The following is a 23,282-nucleotide window of genomic DNA, read 5'->3' as shown; positions in this document are numbered from 1 at the left end:
CTACTTCGCTTTTGTTTGGGAGGTGTAAATAGATATTGAGAAGTTTACCCCCCCTTCAGAGATTAAAAAGTCAGGGGAGGAAAATTTAATGAATATTAAAAAGAAACTTGGTATGGGAGTCATGTCAGCGGCATTGGGATTGACGTTGGTATCAGGAGGGACTTACGCTTATTTTAGTGATAGTGAGGTTACTAATAATACATTTGCAGCCGGTACATTAGATTTATCAGTTGAGCCGACAGCAATCATTGATGTTGATAATCTAAAACCAGGTGATTCAATGACAAGAAATTTTGAACTTCAAAATAATGGAACTCTGGATATAGAAAAAGTAACCTTGGAAACTGATTATTCAGTGATTGATGCAAACGGTGACAATACTGAAGATTTTGGAGAGCATATTGAAGTTGAGTTTTTATATAATGCGGATAAGTTAGATGAAGTAATCTATAAAACTACTTTAAGTGAATTAAAAGAAATGTCACCTGAAGCGATAAGCGAGCATATATTTTATCCTGCGCTCGGAGAAAAAGGTCTTGCTGTAGGATCTGAAAATGATTTAGTAGTTAAGTTTAACTTTATTGATAATGATGAAGACCAAAATCAATTTCAAGGAGATTCTTTAAATCTAGAGTGGACATTTGTTGCAGAGCAAGGTGAAGGTGAGGAGATAGAATAAAAAATGAAGGTGCTAATATCTATTAATAATTTATGAAAATTTAATGGAGGTATATTATAGTGAAACTATTCAAAAGAACATTTGCTTTATCTGCAGCCTTATTTCTATCAATTTCACCAACCACTTTTGCAGCGGAACACTCTGGCTTAGATGAGTTTCCGAAAGCCGTTGATAAAGAATCATGGGTTCTTCCAGAGGATATGGCATGGGAGGATTATAATCCAATTCCAGGTATTGATTGGAATAATGCTCCAGTAGATCCTGAGAGAACCATTAAGGGTGCTATTGTACTGGTGGACTTTCAGGATCAAGAATTTATATCAAGTCAAACCAAAGGTTCAGATGTAGCAGGCAACCCAGTGAACAAGGGAGATGTGCCACGGGAAGAACTTAGTGAATACTGGGTGGACTTTTTAAATAAACCTCAGATGTTAAATAACTATAGAACTATTGATGAATACTGGCGTGAGAACTCATTTGGAAAATGGGGAGTTGACCTAGACGGGTTTGGTCCTTACAAATTAGAAGGTAATGAATTTGAATATGGCCTTTCCTATGGAAATGAAATGCCAGAAGGCTTCCAATCAAGAGATATTAAGCCCGAGGCAATGGATTTAGCACAAGAGGACTTAGATGCCTCGGAAGAAGAGTATGACTTTACATTTATTCTTCATGCTGGGTATGATCAATCAGGTGTTTGGCAGGAATTTGGCGAAATGATGTTTCATGACCGAGATTCAGTAACAGATGAATTTGGCCCACCATCTTACTTAGATGGTGTACCCAACTGGGCAAAGACACGCTATGTACCATGGACATCCTGGTTTGCAGCTAAATCTATTTGGTCACATGCTGACATTAGAAATGGCATTTCAGTTCAAGGTGAAAACGATGGTATGGGAACCTTTGCACATGAATTCGGACATATAATGGAACTTTTAGATAACTATAATAATCCTTATGGGGAACCTGTTTCTCGTTCATATTCAGGACCATGGGAGTTGATGAGTCGAGGAAGTTTTAACGGACCAGGTGGACCTCATACAAGATGGATGATTACACCGACAGAAGGTGGATCAGCTCCGTCACACCATATGTTACGTAATAAAATTAAACAGGGCTTTCTCACGGAAGATGAGTATCTCAACGTAGACCGTGATGAGTTAGTTGAAACAGGACCAGTGACAGCTGATATTCTTGCTCGGTCAACCCCGACAGGGGAAGTATTTGGGCGTACAGGAATACACGGAATTAATATTGAGATGGAGGACTTAACACCAGCTAATTCTTTAGATGATGATTGGCGTGCAGATATGCAAAATGGTGAGAAATGGTATGACAATTATACGGTTGAAGTCGTTGATCGTGTAGGATTTGACTCATTTACACCTGATTCTGGTGTGTTAATGGCTAAGACAAAGAACGCTGAATCGGCACCTAATATTTGGGTTATTGATGCTAATGAAGAAGACATCGATGAGGTAGACTTTGAAAGACCAGATGGTACAGAGGCGAAATATTCACTTGGTGACTACAGACAATTATCAGATGCCTTATTTAAAGCGGGAACAGATGAAGATATTGTTAGCGAATATGTTGATGAACATAATCGCTTACATTTCTATGTACTAGATAAGACATATGACGAAGATGGTATCCTATCATATCGAGTTTCCGTACGCCACTTGGACGGTGCAGGTGACTTTAATCGTAGTGTATCTACCGACACTAGTACAGTTGAATATGCTGAGCCAGGTAAAATTGCAACACAGAATTTTAGTATAACAAATACTGGAGAAGCAACAGACCTCATTAGAATTGGTGTTGAAACGGACTTAGACTGGGAAACAATGGTCGAGCATAACGTTATCGAAGTAGAACCAGGTGAGACTGTAGATGTTCCTGTTTATGTAGAAGTACCAGAAGGTGAAGAAGAACCTACCAAGCTAAAATTGACGGCTACATCTGAAACGGATTCTGAACAAGTCGCTGTATCGGAAGATGTTTTATTAAGCGAGGTAAGTGCTTCAAGTGTTAAAGAACTTATCGAAATGTTAGAAGAAACAGGAGATGTTGAAGCGGAAGCAGGACATGCCTTAACGATGCATATGACAGCTGTTGAGCACTATGAGAAACAAGGAGATAACCAAAAGGTAGTTAAACATCTTGAAGGTTTTAAACCTTTAATTCAGCATTATAAAGAAAGTGATTTGATAACTGATAAGGCCTTTGAATCACTCGAAGATTATACTGATATTTTATTGAACAAGTAGATTATTAGATTAAGTAGACCTCCCTGTAGAACAAGCTGATACAGGGAGAGTCTTACTTTTGAGGTTTAACAAAGGAGGAGTAATATTAGATGAAAAGGCTTTTATCTTTATCGGTATCGTTGTTATTATTTATTCCCATTTTGATGGGTTTAGATATAGGTGACAATATAGAAGATCATCAAACGATAAAAGTAGAAGATGGTATGACACAACCTGTTTTTTCCTCGGAAGAAGCAATCATTGAAACCGTTTATGTGGAAACAACAGTTGATAGTGATGGTGATGGGGAATATGACAAAGTTCGTGCGGATTTGATTCGCCCTAAGGAAACTGAAGATGGATTAAAGGTTCCTGTTATTTATGAAATGAGTCCTTATAGAGCTGGTCTTAATCCAATAGATTTTCATGATGTAGATGTTGAGTTAAATCCGGTTGATGATAATCAGCAAGGTGGGATACCTTATGCTCAAGGTTTACCAGGATACTATGATGATTATTTTGTGCCGCGAGGTTATGCTGTTATCTTAGCTGAAGGTATTGGTAGCGGACTATCTGACGGCTGCCCTACAACTGGAGATGAGCAGGAAATTCTAGCTACTAAAGCGGTTGTTGATTGGTTAAATGGCAATGCTAAAGCCTATGATGAAGATGGAGAAGAAGTCCTAGCAGATTGGTCTACGGGTAAAGTAGGTATGACCGGAGTTTCTTATAATGGTACATTACCAAATGGCTTAGCAACAACTGGTGTAGAAGGACTGGAAACGATTGTTCCAATTGGTGCAATAAGTAGTTGGTATGACTATTATCGTGCAAATGGTGCTGTGATTGCTCCGGGCGGTTATCAAGGTGAAGACGCCGATTCACTGGCTAGAGCAGTACTGACACGTAATAATTCTGAAGTATGTGAAGATATGATGAATCAAATAGAGGAATCTCAAGATCGTTTAACTGGAGATTATAATGAATTTTGGGATGAACGTAACTATTTAAATAATGCTCAAGGTATTGAAGCGAGTGTGTTTGTTGTTCACGGATTAAATGATTGGAACGTAAAAACCAAACAATTTTCTCAGTGGTGGGATGCTCTAGAAGAAAACGATGTCCCAAGAAAACTATGGCTACATCAAAATGGGCATTCTTCCCCATATAGTTTCAGAACTGAGGAATGGTTAACAACATTAAATAAATGGTTTGATTACTGGCTATACGATATCGATAACGATGTAATGGATGAACCGATGGTCGATATACAAAGGCAAGACGAGAGTTGGGAAACAGAAGAAAATTGGCCAAATCCCGATGCAAAGGATAGTACACTATATTTAGCTGCAAATAGCAATGAAGATGGTGGTTTAAGATATCGCCCTGTTAAAGATTCGGGTCAAGTTAATCATTTTAGCGACGATTCTTCAAAAGCTGTTGACGAACTTATCCAGGACCCTCTGTCACATGTTAAGAATCGTGATGTTTATTTGAGCTCGGAATTAACAAATGCATATCGTTTGAGTGGAACAGTAGATGTCTCCATTAGAGCTAGTATTGATCGTCCAGTTGCTAACTTAACAGCCTTACTTGTTGATTATGGACCAGATGAAGCAAAGATAGTTACTCGGGGATGGTTGGACCCGCAGAACTATAATTCAATATCTGAGTCAGAGGCAATTATCCCAAACAAGCAGTATACATTTGAATGGGATATGCAACCCGAAGATTATGAGTTTAAAGAAGGACATAAAATAGGATTGGTGATAGTATCCAGTGATTATGATTATACTATTCGCCCAGAACCAGGAACTAATATCACTGTTTATCCAGAACAAAGCCATATAACATTACCATTAGTAGGTGATATTACGAAAGAGCCAAAAAGTATTGAAAATATGAAGGAATTAATAGAATTTTTTGATGTGGAAGGTGAATTTGAGAGTTCAGAAACTGTAAGAATGTTACAGACTCATTTAAACTCTGTTCAACATTATGAAGACACCAAGAAAATGGAGAAAGTAATTAAACATTTGAACGGATTTAAAATAATGCTTGATTATCAGTTGGAAGGTAATTTGATTTCTGATGATGCATATCACATTCTGATTGAGGATACGGATGCTTTGCTGAATAAATGGCAATAGAATTGAATCACTTTTAATTAATTCTCTGATAAGAGATTATCTAGACTTTTGCATTGAGCCGTTTTAATGAAGGCTAAGTATTATAACGAAAGGGTGGTTTAATGCCTCATAGAGATTCTTTTATAAAAAAAGTTTTTTTAATAATCATTCTTTTACCTTTATTAACTATATCAGCGGATAAGTTGGGATGGTTAGAGGGACCGAGTGTATCAGGAGAAGCAAATGATTTAAAAGTAGGGGATGTCAATGTTATTCCATTACAGGTAAGTGGACCAGCAGAGGAACGTTTAAACTTAATTATTTTTGGAGATGGTTACACGGCTGATGAAATGGACAAATTTCACGAAGATGTTGATAGAAATCAGAATATACAGTGGAGTCAGGAGCCTTTCCGTAGCTATAGAAACTACTTTAATGTGTACATCGTTGAAACACCATCAGTTGATTCCGGTGTAAGTTATGATAGGGGCGACGGTAATGTTAAACGTGATACAGCGTTAAATATGGAGTTTGCGCAAGATATTGAACGTCTTCTTACGTTTGGTCCTGGTGGGCAACAAATTATTAATACAATACTTGAGGAACAGGTTGGACCAGAGCTTGGCATTCCAGCAGACTCACAAAACTTACAAATACTAGCAATGGCTAATACAACTACTTATGGTGGGGCCGGGGGATCTTATGCAACGACAACGGGTGGTAGCCCACAAGGACCACTTGTTTCTTTACATGAATTAGGACATTCACTAGGAAATCTTCAAGATGAATATGCGTATTATAATCGCGGTGTCCCAGGAGAGGCACATTCAGACAACGAACCTTCATCAATACATCATACACGCATGACATCCGAAGAAATGATTGAAAATAAAGCCAAGTGGTGGCGTTGGTTGGGTGAAGAAAGTGAATCTGGAGGCGTTATAAAGGCTGCAGACCCAGATGGTTATGAAAGTGGTCTATACAGCAAATCGAATGTTTGGCGTCCTAGTAATCATTCAATGATGAGGCATACTGGTTTTTATTTTGATCAAGTGTCTCGGGAACAGATAACTCAACGTATTACAGGTATGCGTGAAACAGGACAGATGCCATTATCTTCAACCCCAGAAGGTGAAGTTGGTACGAAAGAAATATTATGGGTAGAGACAATGTACCCAAGGTTTCATGTATTAGATGTTAAGTGGGAGGTTAACGGTAAAAAAATTAGTGGAACAGACAATGCACGTTATCTTGACTTGGGAAAATTAAATGTTGAAAGTGATGATGTAATTAAGGTTACAGTACGTGATCAAACAGAATTTGTAAGAGACCCTGATTTTTTAAAAAGCCCAAGAATGTCACAAAATCGTGAATGGATTGTAGGTGAACAAAACCAAGAAACTGAGGTAGATGTGAAGTTTACCAATCATTCTCCGTTAGAACATAATTTAGCTTATGATGAAGTGGTCTTTGTCCATACTACTAATCCAACTGATAGAATGCTAGATGTTACTTGGAAACTTAATGGTGAGAAAATGACTAGCTCACATAATAGTCGATTCATAGAATTGGACAAATTTGATTTGCCAGAAGGTGCATCTACATTGAGTGCAACTGTCACTGATTTAGAGAATGAAGATAATGGTTTTGAAACGATTAGCTGGACAATAGATAATAAATTACCAAAAGCTCACAAAGAGTTATCGGAATCTCTAGTAACATTATATGAAAAAGATGAACATCATGTTTATTTTAATGAGTTTGATATGATAATAGATCCCCAGGATGACCAAGATGGATTTGTTGTTGGAGAGTTACGTCTAAATGATGATGGGTGGTATAGCTATGCTGGTTTTCCTAAGGAAATGGTAGGAGACCCATTTAATTTCTCCCATTCTGGAATTGATGAGGCGGAGTTGACTTACGGTAATCTTGGAGCAGGTGGTATAGCGAAGGCGACCTTTGAACAATCCTACACAGAAGATGATCCAGGTGGAAAGTTCATCCCTGGTTTTGGCACACATAAGATTGAACATCGTGCAATAGATGCTGCGGGTAACATCGGGGATGCTAGTGAATTTACAGCAACTGTGTTACCAGGAGAATTACTTGCATGTACCCAAACGCAAACCAATGATATTACAGGTGATTTGGTTATTAGTGAGGAAGGTGTAACATGTCTAGAAAATATAACAATTGATGGAGATATAATCATTAATAAAAACTCTTCATTAATGATCTCTAATAGTGAAGTGAATGGAGATATACAATCAAGTTATGCTAATGCTATTCAAATATTTGATTCTGAGATTAATGGACAAGTAGAAATATCTAATACAAGTGAAGATATCACTTTAGTAGGAAATGAAATTAAAGGATGGTTCATGTTAATTCATAATCAACAGGTTTCTGCTAATGAACAGTATGGTGACTATGGTCCAGTTGTAGTCGGAAACTCAATTGACGGTATGTTGGCTACTTATAATAACAATGATAAATTAGAAGATTTTGGTGTCCCTAATGAAGTATCAGGTCTAGAGATTGGCGATGATTCAGACTATGAGACAACTACGAAAAGTATCGAACTATTAGTTGAAGAATTTACTAAAACAAATGAATTTTCAGGTGAAGATACAATTTATGCCCTCCGTTTACATTTAACTGCTATCAATCATTTTGAAGATAGGGAAATAGCGGATAAGGTTGTCAAACATACAAAAGGGTTAAAGTTGTTATTAGAACATCAGAAAGCATCTGGAGATATGTCCGAGAGAGCCTTCAAGATATTAAATGCCGAGGCTGATAGAGTAATAAATAAATGGAGTTAAGCTTCTACTAGTTAGGGGGAGAGATTCCCCCTTCTCATTTAATAGAACAAAGATTAAAGATTTAGTAGATAGAGTGAAACTAATATTGGAGGTATTATCTTGTTTAAAAAGACAGAACAAAACATTCATAGAATTTTTCTTTCATTTATTACAATAATAATGATTTTGACACCAATGATGTCAACAGTTACAGCTGAAGAATCAGAACAGATAATAGATATTCCTAGTTTTGATCTAGAGGAAGGCGTTACTGAGCCTGTCTACTCTTATGACGATGCGATTAAAGAGACGATTTACGTTGAATCTACTATTGATAGTGATAACGATGGTAACTCTGATAGAATCGCTATTGATGTGATGCGACCAGAAGAAACTGAAAATGGTTTAGAAGTTCCAATTATCATGGATGCAAGCCCTTATTATGAGAGTCTAGGTCGTGGAAATGAAGGTGAAATTAAAGATCCTAACGGTGATGGAGAAAACACTATGTTTCCATTGTATTATGATAATTACTTTGTTCCAAGAGGATATGCTGTCGTCTTACTTGATATGGTAGGAACTAATAATTCAGATGGCTGTCCGACGACTGGCGGTCATGAGGAAATAGATAGTGTTGAAATTGTCATTGATTGGCTTAATGGTAAAGGTAAAGCCTGGAATGAAGACGGGCAGGAAGTTACTGCTGATTGGTCCACTGGTAAAGTAGGTATGATTGGAAAGTCTTATGATGGAACATTAGCAAATGGGGCAGCTGCAAGGGGTATAGAAGGCTTGGAAACAATTGTACCAATTGGTGCTATTAGTAGCTGGTATGACTATTATCGTTATGGAGGAATTCCATTTTACCTTAATGGCCCTGCAGGTTTATCTAAAACCGTAACAAATAGTGAGCGTATTAATCATTGTGCCCCAATTCGTGAAGAACTAACAGTCGGTTCAGACGACACAACAGGAGATTATAATGAGTTTTGGGCAGAGCGTGACTTTGTTAAAGATGCCGAAAACGTTACTGCTAGTGTTTTTGCTATACATGGAATAAATGATTATAACGTGAAGGCAAATCACTTTTCTAATTGGTGGGAAGAATTGGCGAAAAATGATGTACCTAGAAAACTATGGATCACTCAAACTGGTCATGTTGATCCATTTGACTTTAGAAGAGAGGAATGGGTTGAAACATTACATCGTTGGTTTGATTATTGGTTATTAGGAATTGAAAATGGAATTATGGATGAACCAGCAGTAGATATTGAAAGAAGTGCTGATGAGTGGGAAACACATAATGCTTGGCCAGATGAGGAGGCTGAAACAATAGAAGTCAAATTCGCACCTGGCAGTGATGATTTACCCGGTACTTTAACAACAGCTCCGCTTTTAGATAAGTCAAATAAGTTGTTTGTTGATAATCCTAGACAGACGGAGAAACAAATGGTTGAAGATGAATTTACAGAAAAAGAGAGTAGATTGATATTCTTAACAGATGAATTAAAAGAGGATATGCGATTAAGTGGTGTTCCGGAAATAAGTATTAATGCAACTGTAGATAAAGAAGATACCAACTTAACTGCTTTAATTGTAGACTATGGTAGAGACGAAAGAGTAGATCACCGTTCTAATGAAGAAGGTATTCGAACACTTGATACTGTAACGTGTTGGGGTGAGAGTTCGGATGATGATAGTGCCTGCTACAAAGAAACTGAAAAGGTTACACATGAAGCACCATATGAAATTGTTACACATGGGTGGTTAGACGCGCAAAACTGGCAATCACTCGACTATTCTACTCCATTGGAGCCTGAGGAAGAGTATAATTTTCAATGGGATGCGCTTCCAGAGGATTATGTGTTTAAAGAGGGGCACCGTTTTGGGATTATAATAACGGGAAGTGATCGCAATTGGTTAACAACTGATGACAATGAAGCAACTGTTGATGTGATTCTTGAAGAGAGTCATGTGAAACTTCCAATTATAGGTGGAGTTGAAGCATTCAATGATGCAACTGGTCATAACGGAGGAACATCTCCAGAAACAACAGCTGATTTAATAGAAGTCATGGAATACTATGATGAAAAAGGTGCTTTTGAAGATGAGACTACAGCTCGTATAATGCAGATACATCTAACTGCGATAGAACATTATGAAAAAGTTGGTTCAAGCGAGAAAGTTGTTAAGCATCTTAATAGCTTTAGCTCTCTACTTGATTATCAAAAGGAAAATAAATTAATATCAGAAGATGCTTACCTTGTTTTAAATATTGATACTCAATATTTAATTGATCAATTTCAATAAAAATTAGCACTTTAAAATAATCTTATACAGTGGGGGCTATCTCTTTCTCCCCACTGTATAAATAAATGAACAAAGACTAAGAACGATAATTCACATGATAACTACTTCACTTAGCAATTACTAGGTAAGATAATCTATAACTCAAATTTCTAAAACAGAATATTTTATAGGGTATTCTGTGATAATTAGCATTAATTATACGAAAAATAATATAACCAAAGGTTAAATAAGTTTCTAAAAATAGTAAGTTAAGCAGCATCAAGTTTGATAAAAGTAATGTTTTTTACAAAATATCAAATTTCCCCTTTACAAATTAAAAAATAATGTATATAATAAATGTCGCTGGCTTGGAACAGCAATTAATTAAATTTTCATGCTTACATAAAAAGTACTGGCCCGTTGGTCAAGTGGTTAAGACATCGCCCTTTCACGGCGGTATCACGGGTTCGAATCCCGTACGGGTCACCATATGCCGGTCTAGCTCAATTGGTAGAGCAACTGACTTGTAATCAGTAGGTTGGGGGTTCAAGTCCTCTGGCCGGCATTTTTGTTTTTAATCTTTTATGTATTAAAAAGAATAAACTAGTATAAGATAATTACGGAGGGGTAGCGAAGTGGCTAAACGCGGCGGACTGTAAATCCGCTCCCTCAGGGTTCGGGAGTTCGAATCTCTCCCCCTCCACCATATATTATTTCACATTGGGCTATAGCCAAGCGGTAAGGCAACGGGTTTTGGTCCCGTCATTCCCTAGGTTCGAATCCTAGTAGCCCAGTTTTTTTATTGCTTAAAATAAGTTTGAAATCAGCGTTTATGAGGAATACCAAATAACACGAGCCATTAGCTCAGTCGATAGAGTCAAGCCGCCTGCTTCATCGAATTATCTACCATGTGTAGGATTGCGAGGAGTGCCCACTTCATCGAATAATCTTACAACACGACGAGCATCTTTTAAACATTATGCACCATTAAATATCAGAACATTAAACAACACGAGCCATTAGCTCAGTCGGTAGAGCATCTGACTTTTAATCAGAGGGTCGCAGGTTCGATTCCTGCATGGCTCATCAATAAGGCGATTTTATATCCTTTTAAAACCATTCATAGAATTTATGGTTAAATAAACAAGGCTGTTATGAATGCAGACAGCCTTGTTTATTTGCATTTTATCAAATGTTTTTACATAATAGATAGAGTGAAAATCAGAGAAGTCATTTATTTAAAGTTTTAGAATGCAGAAAGTTACTATATATACTATAATTTAAATATAATAGGACAAGTTCCGCTCTATGAGGCTTAACCATAATCTATAAAAGGATGATATATTTATGAAGTCTTCGAGAATCCCCGGTTTTTATAAAATGACTGTTGAAAAACGCAGGGAATTTTTAAATGAAAATAGCAAACTTCCCCAAGAAGACATGGCAACCCTTTCATCAGAAGGCCCGTTACCAATAGATATTGCCAATAATATGGTTGAAAATGTTGTTGGGACATACCCTCTCCCGCTTGGATTGGGCTTAAACTTCTTAATTAATGAAAAAGACTATGTTATTCCAATGGTTATTGAAGAACCTTCAGTTGTTGCCTCAGCAAGTTATATGGCAAAAATAGTTAGGGATGCCGGTGGGTTTAAAACGAAAGCTACAGATAGGGTTATGATTGGTCAAATACAGGTAGTCGGCTGCCCTGATTTTGAAGTGGCTAAAAGAGCAATACTACAAGAAAAGGATCAGTTGATCGCAGATGCGAATGCGGCATATCCAAGTTTAGTTGCCCGCGGCGGCGGAGCGGAAGATTTAGAAGTTAGAGTGCTTAATGAAGAATCAAACTCTAAATACGGGCAAATGCTCGTTTTACACTTATATATAAATACATGTGATGCGATGGGCGCTAATACGATTAATACAATGGTCGAATCTCTAGCACCAACTGTTGAAGAGTTAACAGCGGGGAAAGTTTATTTAAGAATCCTATCTAATTATGCAGACCGTTGTCTTGCTAAAGCTACATGTTCTATCCCACCTGAACTTCTGGATACAGATGGCTTTAGTGGAGAAGAAGTGCGTGATGGCATTGTCCATGCCTATGAGTTTGCAGCTTCAGATCCTTACCGGGCAGTGACTCATAATAAGGGGATTATGAATGGAATTGATCCGGTTGTGATTGCTACTGGGAATGATTGGCGCGCGGTTGAAGCGGGAGCTCATGCTCATGCTGCTCGTCATGGTCAGTACGGTTCGATGACAACATGGTCTATCGGAGAAAATGGCCATCTCATTGGGGAATTAGAGTTGCCTATGGCTGTTGGGACAGTCGGTGGGTCAATTAAGATTCATCCAGTATCAAAGCTTGCATTTAACCTTTTAAAAGTCGACTCGGCCCAAGAGTTAGCGCAAGTTATTGTTGCAGTTGGATTAGCGCAAAACTTAGGCGCATTAAGGGCACTTGCAACAGATGGGATTCAAAAAGGTCATATGGCCCTACATTCTCGCTCAGTTGCGATTGCAGCTGGAGCGTCGGGGGAGATGGTTGATGTGATTGCTAAACAATTAATTGAATCAAAAGAAATCCGTGTGGGTAAAGCAAAAGAATTGGTGGATAGTTATACAAAATGAGTGCAGAGAAAGCTACAACAACCGAAAAAATAGCTAAAGGGATAGCTCATAGTAAGTTAATATTGATTGGTGAGCATGCAGTTGTACACGGACAACCAGCTATTGCTCTTCCATTTCCATTAGTGGGAGTCGAAGCGACTGTCGAACATGTCCCAGGGTCAATACAACTTGACAGTTCATTTTACCATGGTCCCATGACATCAGTTCCATCTTCGCTGAAAGGGATAGCGAATAGTGTTGAAGCCACATTGGACTATCTTAAATTACCCGCTAAAGATTTATTAATTCAAATTAAATCATCAATTCCACCTGGGAAAGGCCTAGGTTCAAGTGCATCGGTCGCAATTGCACTTGTTAAGTCATTGTTTTCTTATGTTGGTAAGCAGTATTCAAAGACAGAATTATTAAATCTAGCCAATATTGCTGAGACGTATAACCACGGTGCACCGAGCGGCATCGATACGTTAACGATTACGTCAGGATCTCCTGTTTGGTTTGAGAAGGAGCATACCGCTTGTTTTATTAAACCGAGTGATGATTTTCATTTTATCGTAGCGGACTCTGGCCGTATTGGTGATACGAGAACTGCTGTTGAATCTGTTGCTAATTTATTAAAGAAAGCTCCAAGAAAGATTCAGCGAAAAATTGAGCGAATAGGCGAACTGACTTTTCAAGCAAAACATGCACTTGAAGAAGCAGGGAAGAGTTTTTTAGGACAAATGCTAAATGAAGCTCAAAAGGAACTTGAATCTCTTGGTGTTAGTGATGCTGGTTTAAATAGGTTAATTTATTTCGCTCGACAAGAAGGTGCTCTTGGTGCCAAGTTAACTGGTGCGGGGAATGGTGGATGCATAATTGCCTTAGCGCAAAATGAAGTCCATTCACGACAATTAGCAGAGAAATTAAAACAAGTCGGAGCACAGGCTGTGTGGCCCTTCGTTCTAAGTAAGCAGGACGGGGAATAAGTATCCTATAATAGGAATGACTAGATAGAAATTATTTTGGCTGTAGAAATTAAGAAGGGTATGCCGTTTTGGTTATATCCTTCTTTGCTTATTTTTAAAATACATAAAGTTAAAAGAGTGAATAAGGGGAGTAAACAATGCAGGCTACGGCGAAAGCACATACGAATATTGCTCTAATAAAATACTGGGGAAAAAGAAATGAATCATTGATTTTACCGACGAATAATAGTCTTTCCCTTACTTTGGATGGTTTTTATACTGAAACAACAGTTCATTTTAGTGAATATTTAGAAAAAGATCGGTTTTTTCTTGATAACAAAAAGGTAGTAGGCGTCCCACTTAACCGTGTGACGTCTTTTCTGGATTTAGTTAGATCATTGGCGGGGAAGGAGAATCTGTTTGCTGAAATACGCTCGGTGAATAAAGTTCCAACAGCAGCTGGTTTCGCTTCTTCAGCTTCTGGCTTTGCAGCACTTGCTGCAGCTTCATCACGTGCTTTAAATTTAAATTTAAACGAACAAGAGTTATCTCGATTAACTCGCCAAGGTTCAGGTTCTGCCTGCCGGTCTGTATATGGTGGCTTTGCCGAGTGGCAGCAAGGAAGTCAACTAGACGGAGCGGATTCTTACGCCGTTCAAATTGCATCTGAAGACCACTGGGATGTCCGTATGGCAGCCCTCGTTTTATCTGCGGAAGAAAAAGACGTATCAAGTCGAGAAGGTATGAAACGGACAGTGGATACTTCTCCGTTTTTTGAAGGATGGGTTAATAGTATTCCTGCTGACTTAAAGACAATAAAAGAGGGCATTTCAAGTCGTGACTTTACAAAAGTAGGCGAAGTTACCGAAGCAAATTGCTTAAAGATGCATGCGACTACTTTAGGAGCGACTCCGCCTTTTACATATTGGCATCATTCAACGCTTCTTGTCATGCAAGCCATTCAATCTATGCGTAAAAAGGGTATTCCTGCTTATTTTACAATCGATGCTGGGCCAAATGTTAAAGTTCTTTATCTTCCTGAATTTGAAGATATAATTAAAAATGAACTCCAAGCTCTACCGGGAGTAAAAGACGTTGTATTAAGTCGTGCTGGGAAAGGAATTACCTATAAATAGGGGTTGGGATAAATGAGTAATAAATCAATGACTATCAAAGTACCGGGTAAACTAATGATTGCAGGAGAATTTGCTGTTCTAGAGCCGTATCAAAAGTTAGCTGTCATGGCTGTTGATCGGTTTGTTTATGCTCAAATTCAAGCTAGTAACATTAATTCATTGACCCTGGAAAACTTTAATATAAATACTGGTTGGGATTTTGATGGCACTTCGGTATTGATTGCTTCAGAAAATCCGCATGTTAATTTTGTCCAGGAAGCGATGAAGAATACGCTTATTTATTTACGTGAACATGATATAGAGCTAAGTCCTTTCTCTTTAATAATAAAGAGCGAGTTAGATGATGAATCTGGAAAGAAATATGGGCTTGGCTCAAGCGCGGCTGTTGTCACATCGGCAGTTGCAGCCATCTTAAATTACTTCTTACCAATTAAACCAGCAGATATGCTTATATTTAAATTAGCGGCAATTTCACATGTGAAAACACAAGGTAATGGTTCTGGTGCAGATATTGCAGCAGCTACGTATGGTGGTGTCCTAGAATACTCTTCCTTTCAAGCTGATTGGCTTTTAGAAGAAATTCAATGCACGGAAAGTCTAACTGCTTTAGTTGAAAAGAAGTGGACTTATTTAACGGTTAAATCAATTACAATACCAGAAAGGCTCGAAATATGTATCGGATGGACAGGAAATCCCGCATCAACATCTGACCTGGTGAATCATATTCTTTTATTGAAAAGGAATGAACCAAGCAAATTTGATACATTTATTCACAATAGTGATCAGGCAGTCCGTGACTTTTTAAAGGGAATGAAAACCAGTGATATTCCACTTTTATTTGAAGGAATCAAAAGAAATCGGCATGCGTTAGCCAAAGTCGGTCAAGAAGCACATGTCCAGTTAGAAACGCCATTACTTCAGACATTAAGCGATCAGGCTGAAGAAAATGGTGGTGTTGGAAAACAATCAGGCGCTGGTGGTGGAGATTGTGGAATTGCATTTATGCCGTCTAAAGAGAAGGTTGAGCAACTCAAACAAGCATGGAGCAAGGAGAACATCAAAGTACTTGACCTGACTGTCTATCCTTATGGAGTAACGGTATTAAGTGAGTGACTTCTCAATTCGCATACAGCTGAGTCGGAATGTATATTTATACAAAAAGATGTCAAGTTGAACCAAGCCCTCTTGATTCGCTAAACTAGTTTCGAGGAGGGGATTTGATGTCTAAGAAAATCTCAATGATAGGCTTGCCGATGGATCTTGGCCAAAGTCGGCGTGGTGTCGACATGGGACCAAGTGCTATTCGATATGCGGGAGTAATTAAGCGAATAGCTGCACTTGGTTATGAAATAGATGATCTTGGTGATATCGTTGTGAACAATGTGGATCCCGATTACAACAATACACAGACAAACCAAGGGTTGAAAAATTTAAAAGAAGTAGCAAAAGCTAATGAAAAATTAGCTGAGATGGTTGATCAGGAAGTGAAAAAGGGTGCATTTCCTTTAATTTTAGGCGGCGATCATAGTATCGCTATCGGTAGTCTCTCAGGAATTGCCCATCATTACGAAAATCTAGGTGTCATTTGGTATGATGCGCATGGTGATTTAAATACGGAAGAAACAAGTCCATCAGGTAATATTCACGGTATGCCTCTGGCAGTCAGTCTTGGCCTTGGTGATCCGAAGTTAGTCAATATTTTAAACTACGCTCCAAAGGTTAAACCTGAAAATATCGTTATTATTGGAGCGAGATCACTTGATGAGGGTGAGAAAGAACTTATTAAAGAAAAAGGAATCAAGGTATATACGATGCATGAGATTGATCGGAAAGGGATGTCACATGTTATGGAAGATGCGATTACTTATCTTGAAAGCAAAACGGATGGTGTCCATCTCAGCCTTGATTTAGACGGACTTGACCCTTCAGAAGCACCAGGTGTTGGTACGCCCGTAATGGGAGGGCTCACATATAGAGAAAGTCATCTAGCTATGGAAATGATTGCTGAAGCTAATATATTAACGTCAGCAGAGTTTGTGGAGGTTAATCCGATCTTAGACGATAAAAATACAACAGCAACAGTTGCTGTAGGACTTATGGGCTCTTTATTTGGAGAGAAGCTTAAGTAATTTTAGGTGAAATTAATGAAAATAAAAAAGACATTAATTTTCTATTAGAAAGTTGATGTCTTTTTACCCTATATACTATTTTTTCTCTCTCTTTATGTATTCTTCTAAGTTGCCTTTATCCTTTATGATGATGGTCAACTTGCAGATTGTTTTTGGTATTCGTTAATTAATCTATCGAGCCTTTGGCTTGACTGGACGACAACATCTGAAGTTAACCCGTGGATAATACTAAGTTTAATCATTTCTTTTCGGCACTGCTCAATTTCCTTTAATAAATTTCCCACAATATTGTCCTCCCATCCAATATAATATAATATGGAATTAGAATAGAAATTGCAATAGAAATATCAATATTTTTTTTGACATTTTTAGAAAAATTTCAAATATAACCTTACAATAGACGATTGAACTAGTTGTTTAGTTTAATTCCCTATATTCAAAAAGTATAAACTTCTTATTAAGTGAATCTTTTTGATGAGTAGAAACGTAACTATAAGGACCGCATAGTTAGCGGAGGTATAAATTATGGATGTACTGATTATAGAAAAAATAAAAAAGGTCAAAAAAGGGGATCAAACTGCTTTTGAAGACGTGGTGGCATATTATCAAGATCGAATTTATCAACATTGTTTGCGGATGCTCGGTAATACCCACGAAGCGGAAGACATAGCCCAAGAAGCTTTTATACGTGCGTATGTTAATATCCACACCTTTGATCACAATCGTAAATTTTCCACATGGTTATACCGGATTGCAACTAATTTAACCATTGACAGATTGAGGAAAAGAAAACCTGACTATCATCTTGATGCAGAAATAAGGGGTACTGAAGGTCTTGATTGGTATTCACAACTAGCTACAAAAGAACGACTTCCTGAAGAAGAAGTGCAGAATTTAGAACTACAAAATTATATTCACAAGCAAATAGCTAGTTTACCAAAAATTTATCGCTCAATTATAATGCTTAGATACTTAGAAGAATTTTCCTTGAAAGAAATAAGTGAGATATTAGATATACCTTTGGGGACAGTTAAAACGAGGATTCATCGTGGAAGAGAAGTACTGCGGAAAAAACTTCGCAATGTGTAAAGGAGTGATCCATTTGAACTGTAAAGAAGACGCCATTAAATTAATGCATCATTATCTCGATGGTGACATAACGAAAGAAAATGAAAACAAGCTTCGTAGTCATTTAGAGGATTGCAGTGATTGTCAAAAGCATTTTCATGAGTTGAAACGAACAATAACTCTTATTCAGAGTACTGAGAGCATCTCTGCACCTAGCCATTTTGCGAGAAATGTTATGGAACAGTTACCGACTGAGAAAAGACATGTTAAATATATGCGTTGGTTTAAAATACATCCTGTTTTAACTGCTGCTGCTATTTTCTTTATTTTCATGTTTGGTGGGTTGCTTTCTGCTTGGAACCAAGATGCAAAACTGACCGTATCAAAACAAGATAATTTAATTATTGAAGGTGACACAGTTATTGTGCCCGAAGATGTTGTTGTCAAAGGTGACTTGGTTGTTGAGAATGGGAACTTAAAAATAGATGGAACAGTAGATGGAGATGTCACGTTGATTAATGGGAAGTTGATTCGAGATGATGATGGCACACTTGACGAAGAAGGGTTAATGGCCTCTGTTGGGGAAGTGAATGGTGAGTTCGAAACGGTTGATCGCGTTTTTGAATGGATATGGTTCCAAATGAAAAACTTATTCAAAGGCGTATTCTCTTTTGAGGGAGCGGGATAATAATAGCATATGACGTAGGAAAATATGATATAATATACATCATCACTAAACTATAGGCGGGTAGAATACATGCGCAAAAGGAAGTGTCAACATGCTTGATGGGGGAATCGATTTTTTAAATATACTTAGAGTCGTTATCGATATCGGCCTTGTCTGGTATGTTTTATATAAGTTAATCATGTTGATTAGAGGTACAAAGGCAATCCAACTATTAAAAGGAATTGTGGTTGTTTTTGTAGTAAGATTGATCAGCTTTTTATTTGATTTTCAAACGATTAAATGGATTACAGACCAGGCAATTGACTGGGGATTTCTAGTTATCATAATCTTGTTCCAACCCGAACTTAGGAGGGCCCTCGAACAACTGGGGCGTGGAAGTATTTTCAGCCGAAGTACGAAATCAGAGGAAGAAATCTTACAACAGATTATTGATAGTATTGTTGAATCGTGCAACTATATGGCAAAAAGACGTATCGGTGCCTTAATTACAATTGAACGTGAAACGGGTGTCGGTGAATACACTGAAACAGGTATCCCGATTAACGCTGAGTTAACTCATCAATTGTTAACGAACATTTTCACTCCAAATACACCACTTCATGACGGCGCTGTTATTATAAAAGGCGACACAATTGTGGCGGCAGCTTGTTACTTACCATTGTCAGAAAGTCCTTTTATTTCTAAAGAACTGGGGACGAGACACCGGGCAGCGATGGGGATTAGTGAAGTGACAGATGCAATCACCATTGTGGTATCCGAAGAAACTGGTTATATTTCGGCGACTAAAAATGGAGAATTACGTCGCGAAATATCTGAAGAAGCTTTACGTGATTATTTACGTGGCAATTTATCAATCAATTTCAAGCCCCCTGAAAAGCTATCGAATGAGAGAAAGAGGGGAAAAAAGAATGGATAAATGGTTTAAAAGCAAATGGTTTGTACGTATTATCTCTTTAGCCTTTTCAATTATGTTATTTATGTTTGTAAGTATTGAAGAAGCTGAATTATCCAAAAATGAAAATTCAATCTTTTTCCCTAGTACCTCAGAAGAAATGAAAACAATTGATGAGGTTCCAGTTCAAATACACATAAATAACGAAAAATACGTTGTTAGTGGTGTACCCGAGCATGTTTCAGTTTCTTTGGAAGGAAAAACAAGTATATTAACACAACTTGTTAGGCAGCAAAATTTCGATATATTTGTTGACTTAGAAGGGCTTGGCGAGGGTGAACATACAGTCGAAATACAATATGACAATATTCCTCATGATATTGCAGTTTATATCGAACCAAAATCAATCGACGTAACCATTGAAGAAAAAGCAACGAAAGACGTCTCAGTTGTTGTTGATCTTATAAATCAAGATGAAGTACCAGATGGTTTTGAACTTGGCACACCAGTCGTCAAGCCCGAGACTGTAACATTAACAAGTTCAAAAAGCGTTATTGATCAAGTGGCGATTGTAAAAGTTTATGTGGATGTAGCTGGTTTAACAGAACCTATTGATAATCGTGAAGTTCCGGTAAACGTGTATGATGGACAAGGTAACGAACTCAGAGCCAAAATTGAGCCTGAAGTTGTCGAAGTCTCTATACCAGTTGATAATCCAAGCAAAACTGTTCCAATTGATATCTCGACTACAGGCTCGCTACCTGATGATTATTCATTAAACTCCATAGAAGCAGCGGTAGATGAGGTGGAAGTCTTTGCTGCAAGTAATTTATTAGATGAGATTAACGAAATTAAAACGAAAGATATCGATTTATCGGACATTAAAGAATCAGGCACCGTGGAAGCAGAGTTGGATTTACCGGATGGAGTTGTCGCTCCTGGTAACAATACTGTGGATGTTAACATAGAGATAGAGCAATTAAAAGAAACGGCCAAAGTAGAAGAAACAAAAGCAGAAGAAGACGAAGAAGATGAAGATGAAGAGGAATCTCAAGATTCAACAAAGACTGTTAAAGATATTCCTATAAACGTTTTAAACAATGATGAAGATTTAACTGTGAATTTTATTAAACCGAAAAATCAGTCGATTAGTTTAACAGCTTCTGGAGATAAGAAAGACATTAAGAACTTAAAACCAGAAGATATTCAAGTATCAATTGACGTAGCAGATTTAGATAAAGGGAAGCATACTCTCCCACTCAATATTGAATCGCCAGCTGACGTTAAAATTGATAGTAAAATAAGTGAGGTCACTGTTGAATTATAAGTTCATTCCTAAACTTAAATTTCAGAAGATATGGCTCCATTCAGTTTAAATGGATTTAAAAGGAGAGGTACGTAATGGGTAAATATTTTGGAACAGATGGCGTAAGAGGTGTAGCAAACAAAGATTTAACGCCCGAATTAGCTTATAAACTTGGGCGCTGTGGTGGCTACGTATTAACTAAAAATATTCAAAAACCAAAAATCCTTATCGGTCGTGATCCTCGTATTTCAGGTGATATGCTTGAAGGTGCATTAATTGCTGGTCTATTATCCATTGGAGCAGAGGTGATGCGTCTTGGTGTTATTGCAACACCGGGTGTAGCTTATTTAACAAGAGCTACTAGTTCGCAGGCAGGGATTATGATTTCTGCCTCACATAATCCAGTAGAAGATAACGGTATTAAGTTTTTTGGACCGGATGGATTTAAGTTATTGGATGAGCAAGAAGAAGAAATTGAGCAACTTCTTGATAATGAGGAAAATGATCTTCCACGGCCTACCGGAGAATTTGTCGGGGTAATAAATGATTACTTTGAAGGTGGGCAAAAATACCTCTCTTTCTTAAAGGAGTCTATCGATAATGACTTTGACGGTATTCAAGTTGCATTGGATTGTGCACATGGAGCTACTTCAAGTTTGGCGACTCATTTATTCGCGGATCTAGAGGCTGAAATTGATTCCATTGGTTCATCTCCGAATGGCTTAAATATAAATGATGGTGTTGGTTCAACTCATCCTGAAGCATTGCAAGCATTGGTTGTAGAAAAAGAAGCTGATATAGGTTTGGCGTTTGACGGGGATGGCGACCGGTTAATTGCTGTAGATGAAAAGGGAAACATCGTTGACGGGGATAGAATCATGTTTATATGTGGAAAGTATATGAATGAACGTGGTTTTTTAAAAGATAATACGGTCGTTTCTACAGTCATGAGTAATATTGGATTTTACAAGGCGCTTGAAGAACATGGAATGCGAAGTGACAAAACATCCGTAGGCGATCGATATGTAATGGAAGAAATGCGCCGTGGCGGTTATAATCTTGGTGGTGAACAATCAGGTCATATTATTTTCTTAGATTATAATACAACAGGGGACGGTATGCTTACGGCAATTCAACTCGTGAATGTCATGAAAGAAACAGGCAAACCATTGTCGGAGCTTGCTGACGAGATGACAATTTTTCCACAAGTATTAAAAAATATTAGTGTTATTAATAAACACGAAGTATTGAGCAACCCCAAAATCCAAAGTGAAATTGAAGCTGTTGAAAATGAGCTTGGTGATAATGGCCGTGTACTTGTACGTCCATCAGGAACAGAATCATTGGTGCGCGTCATGGTTGAGGCGCCGACAGAAGAGGAATGTGAAAGAAGTGCGGATCGAGTTGTTGATATGATTAACGCTGTGCTTGGCACTCAGAACTAATGGATTCTTCTAGTATATTTAACTAGCCTGTTCTCATATAGGAGAGCAGGTTTTTTATCGGGTTAAAATTGATAGCGGTTAAAACTATAATTTACTATATTTTTTGTGATAGGATAAACATATCAAACTTGAGAGGAGATAAATCATGATTACAATTCTAATCGTTGATGATGATCCAAATATCCGTGAATTACTCCGCTTCTACCTACAAAAAGAAAGTTACTCTACTTTAGAGGCGGCAGATGGTAAAGAAGCCATAGATGTTCTTGAGAAAGAACAAGTCCACTTAGCTCTTGTTGATATTATGATGCCTCATGTTGATGGTTATGAATTATGTGAAGAAATAAGAAGTTATTATGACATCCCTGTCATGATGATTACGGCTAAAGGTGAAATATCAGATAAAGAAAAAGCATACCTTTCAGGGACTGACGATTATATTGTAAAACCATTTGAACCGAAGGAAGTTTTATTTAGGATTAAAGCGTTACTTAGACGCTTTCAAATGATTAACGAAGAAATAGTTAAAGTTGGAAATATAACGATTAACTTGCAAAGCTATGAGGTTGAGGCAAATGGAAAAACGGTTATTTTGCCATTAAAGGAATTTGAGTTGCTCACTCAACTAGCGAATTTTCCAGACCGAATTTTTACCAGGGAGCAATTGATAGAACTAGTTTGGGGGAACGACTTTATAGGAAATGACCGAACTGTTGATGTTCATGTCAAACGACTCCGCGAACGATTCAATCCTGAAGAGCATTTATTTGTCATTGAAACTGTTCGTGGGGTTGGTTATAAACTAAAAGAAAAAAAGAAAAAAATTAAATGATCTTCATCCTTGCTCTCAGGAATATGGACTGAGTCAAGTTGAAGCTTAA

17 protein-coding genes and 5 tRNA genes are annotated in these 23,282 nt (G+C 37.7%); 21 read left to right on the top strand and 1 reads right to left on the bottom strand.

The window, feature by feature from the left end; genetic code table 11:
• Positions 1 to 88 precede the first annotated feature (88 nt).
• The 15 genes from KQI49_RS08530 to rocF all read left to right on the top strand — a co-directional run bounded on the left by KQI49_RS08530 (position 89) and on the right by rocF (position 17,002).
• Positions 89 to 679 (top strand): CalY family protein, encoded by a 591-nt coding sequence (locus tag KQI49_RS08530; protein WP_216488023.1) that lies wholly within the window; start codon positions 89 to 91, stop codon positions 677 to 679.
• A gap of 59 nt (positions 680 to 738) precedes the next feature.
• Positions 739 to 2,952 carry a M6 family metalloprotease domain-containing protein gene (locus KQI49_RS18895; protein WP_216488021.1) on the top strand — a complete coding sequence of 738 codons (2,214 nt, stop codon included), beginning with the start codon at positions 739 to 741 and terminating at the stop codon, positions 2,950 to 2,952.
• A gap of 143 nt (positions 2,953 to 3,095) precedes the next feature.
• The gene (locus KQI49_RS08520) at positions 3,096 to 5,081 is read left to right on the top strand and encodes a Xaa-Pro dipeptidyl-peptidase (RefSeq protein ID WP_253286742.1); all 1,986 of its coding nucleotides are present in this window, start codon (positions 3,096 to 3,098) and stop codon (positions 5,079 to 5,081) included.
• Positions 5,082 to 5,182: 101 nt separating this feature from the next.
• A complete protein-coding gene (locus KQI49_RS08515) occupies positions 5,183 to 7,888 on the top strand; it encodes a M64 family metallopeptidase (protein ID WP_216488017.1) in 2,706 nt (901 codons plus the stop codon).
• 99 nt (positions 7,889 to 7,987) lie between these two features.
• Positions 7,988 to 10,177 carry a Xaa-Pro dipeptidyl-peptidase gene (locus KQI49_RS08510; protein ID WP_253286734.1) on the top strand — a complete coding sequence of 730 codons (2,190 nt, stop codon included), beginning with the start codon at positions 7,988 to 7,990 and terminating at the stop codon, positions 10,175 to 10,177.
• Positions 10,178 to 10,570: 393 nt separating this feature from the next.
• Positions 10,571 to 10,645 (top strand) — tRNA-Glu (locus tag KQI49_RS08505).
• A 3-nt stretch (positions 10,646 to 10,648) separates the two neighbouring features.
• A tRNA-Thr gene (locus KQI49_RS08500) sits at positions 10,649 to 10,721 on the top strand.
• 56 nt (positions 10,722 to 10,777) lie between these two features.
• Positions 10,778 to 10,862, top strand: a tRNA-Tyr gene (locus KQI49_RS08495).
• 15 nt (positions 10,863 to 10,877) lie between these two features.
• Positions 10,878 to 10,950, top strand: a tRNA-Gln gene (locus KQI49_RS08490).
• Positions 10,951 to 11,169: 219 nt separating this feature from the next.
• Positions 11,170 to 11,242: transfer RNA gene (locus KQI49_RS08485), tRNA-Lys, on the top strand.
• A 261-nt stretch (positions 11,243 to 11,503) separates the two neighbouring features.
• The gene (locus tag KQI49_RS08480) at positions 11,504 to 12,793 is read left to right on the top strand and encodes a hydroxymethylglutaryl-CoA reductase, degradative (protein ID WP_216488015.1); all 1,290 of its coding nucleotides are present in this window, start codon (positions 11,504 to 11,506) and stop codon (positions 12,791 to 12,793) included.
• Positions 12,790 to 13,758 carry a mevalonate kinase gene (mvk, locus tag KQI49_RS08475; RefSeq protein ID WP_216488013.1) on the top strand — a complete coding sequence of 323 codons (969 nt, stop codon included), beginning with the start codon at positions 12,790 to 12,792 and terminating at the stop codon, positions 13,756 to 13,758. The genes KQI49_RS08480 and mvk overlap by 4 nt, the downstream gene beginning before the upstream one ends.
• A gap of 137 nt (positions 13,759 to 13,895) precedes the next feature.
• On the top strand, positions 13,896 to 14,873 hold the full coding sequence (gene mvaD, locus KQI49_RS08470) for a diphosphomevalonate decarboxylase (protein WP_216488012.1): 978 nt from the start codon (positions 13,896 to 13,898) through the stop codon (positions 14,871 to 14,873).
• Positions 14,874 to 14,885: 12 nt separating this feature from the next.
• Entirely contained in the window at positions 14,886 to 15,986 is a 1,101-nt protein-coding gene (locus tag KQI49_RS08465) for a phosphomevalonate kinase (protein ID WP_216488010.1), read from the top strand.
• Between the two features lie 107 nt (positions 15,987 to 16,093).
• Positions 16,094 to 17,002 carry an arginase gene (gene rocF, locus KQI49_RS08460; protein ID WP_216488009.1) on the top strand — a complete coding sequence of 303 codons (909 nt, stop codon included), beginning with the start codon at positions 16,094 to 16,096 and terminating at the stop codon, positions 17,000 to 17,002.
• A gap of 134 nt (positions 17,003 to 17,136) precedes the next feature.
• Here rocF and KQI49_RS08455 read toward each other — a convergent pair whose 3' ends face one another.
• The gene (locus tag KQI49_RS08455) at positions 17,137 to 17,286 is read right to left on the bottom strand and encodes an aspartyl-phosphate phosphatase Spo0E family protein (RefSeq protein WP_371817537.1); all 150 of its coding nucleotides are present in this window, start codon (positions 17,284 to 17,286) and stop codon (positions 17,137 to 17,139) included.
• Between the two features lie 241 nt (positions 17,287 to 17,527).
• Between KQI49_RS08455 and sigW the strand changes: the two genes are divergently transcribed.
• From sigW to KQI49_RS08425, 6 genes are all read left to right on the top strand, one after another.
• Positions 17,528 to 18,091, top strand: a complete 564-nt coding sequence (gene sigW / locus KQI49_RS08450; protein ID WP_216488008.1) for an RNA polymerase sigma factor SigW — start codon at positions 17,528 to 17,530, stop codon at positions 18,089 to 18,091.
• A 13-nt stretch (positions 18,092 to 18,104) separates the two neighbouring features.
• Positions 18,105 to 18,758 carry an anti-sigma-W factor RsiW gene (gene rsiW / locus KQI49_RS08445; protein ID WP_216488007.1) on the top strand — a complete coding sequence of 218 codons (654 nt, stop codon included), beginning with the start codon at positions 18,105 to 18,107 and terminating at the stop codon, positions 18,756 to 18,758.
• A gap of 91 nt (positions 18,759 to 18,849) precedes the next feature.
• A complete protein-coding gene (cdaA, locus tag KQI49_RS08440; protein ID WP_216487999.1) occupies positions 18,850 to 19,674 on the top strand; it encodes a diadenylate cyclase CdaA in 825 nt (274 codons plus the stop codon).
• Positions 19,667 to 20,977, top strand: a complete 1,311-nt coding sequence (locus tag KQI49_RS08435) for a CdaR family protein (protein ID WP_216487997.1) — start codon at positions 19,667 to 19,669, stop codon at positions 20,975 to 20,977. Before cdaA ends, KQI49_RS08435 begins: the two co-directional genes overlap by 8 nt.
• A 74-nt stretch (positions 20,978 to 21,051) precedes the next feature.
• A complete protein-coding gene (gene glmM, locus KQI49_RS08430) occupies positions 21,052 to 22,401 on the top strand; it encodes a phosphoglucosamine mutase (protein WP_216487996.1) in 1,350 nt (449 codons plus the stop codon).
• A 145-nt stretch (positions 22,402 to 22,546) separates the two neighbouring features.
• Positions 22,547 to 23,233, top strand: a complete 687-nt coding sequence (locus KQI49_RS08425; protein ID WP_216487995.1) for a response regulator transcription factor — start codon at positions 22,547 to 22,549, stop codon at positions 23,231 to 23,233.
• The last annotated feature ends 49 nt before the right edge of the window (positions 23,234 to 23,282 follow it).

Source organism: Virgibacillus sp. MSJ-26 (genome assembly GCF_018918075.1).
Taxonomy (GTDB): Bacteria; Bacillota; Bacilli; order Bacillales; family Amphibacillaceae; genus MSJ-26.
This window is presented reverse-complemented; position numbering and strand designations above follow the sequence as displayed.

Coding starts and splice junctions, on each gene's coding strand:
- KQI49_RS08530 (WP_216488023.1), top strand. CDS start 89: ATGAATATTAAAAAGAAACTTGGTATGGGAGTCATGTCAGCGGCATTG.
- KQI49_RS08520 (WP_253286742.1), top strand. CDS start 3,096: ATGGGTTTAGATATAGGTGACAATATAGAAGATCATCAAACGATAAAA.
- KQI49_RS08515 (WP_216488017.1), top strand. CDS start 5,183: ATGCCTCATAGAGATTCTTTTATAAAAAAAGTTTTTTTAATAATCATT.
- KQI49_RS08480 (WP_216488015.1), top strand. CDS start 11,504: ATGAAGTCTTCGAGAATCCCCGGTTTTTATAAAATGACTGTTGAAAAA.
- mvk (WP_216488013.1), top strand. CDS start 12,790: ATGAGTGCAGAGAAAGCTACAACAACCGAAAAAATAGCTAAAGGGATA.
- mvaD (WP_216488012.1), top strand. CDS start 13,896: ATGCAGGCTACGGCGAAAGCACATACGAATATTGCTCTAATAAAATAC.
- KQI49_RS08465 (WP_216488010.1), top strand. CDS start 14,886: ATGAGTAATAAATCAATGACTATCAAAGTACCGGGTAAACTAATGATT.
- rocF (WP_216488009.1), top strand. CDS start 16,094: ATGTCTAAGAAAATCTCAATGATAGGCTTGCCGATGGATCTTGGCCAA.
- sigW (WP_216488008.1), top strand. CDS start 17,528: ATGGATGTACTGATTATAGAAAAAATAAAAAAGGTCAAAAAAGGGGAT.
- cdaA (WP_216487999.1), top strand. CDS start 18,850: ATGCTTGATGGGGGAATCGATTTTTTAAATATACTTAGAGTCGTTATC.
- KQI49_RS08435 (WP_216487997.1), top strand. CDS start 19,667: ATGGATAAATGGTTTAAAAGCAAATGGTTTGTACGTATTATCTCTTTA.
- glmM (WP_216487996.1), top strand. CDS start 21,052: ATGGGTAAATATTTTGGAACAGATGGCGTAAGAGGTGTAGCAAACAAA.
- KQI49_RS08425 (WP_216487995.1), top strand. CDS start 22,547: ATGATTACAATTCTAATCGTTGATGATGATCCAAATATCCGTGAATTA.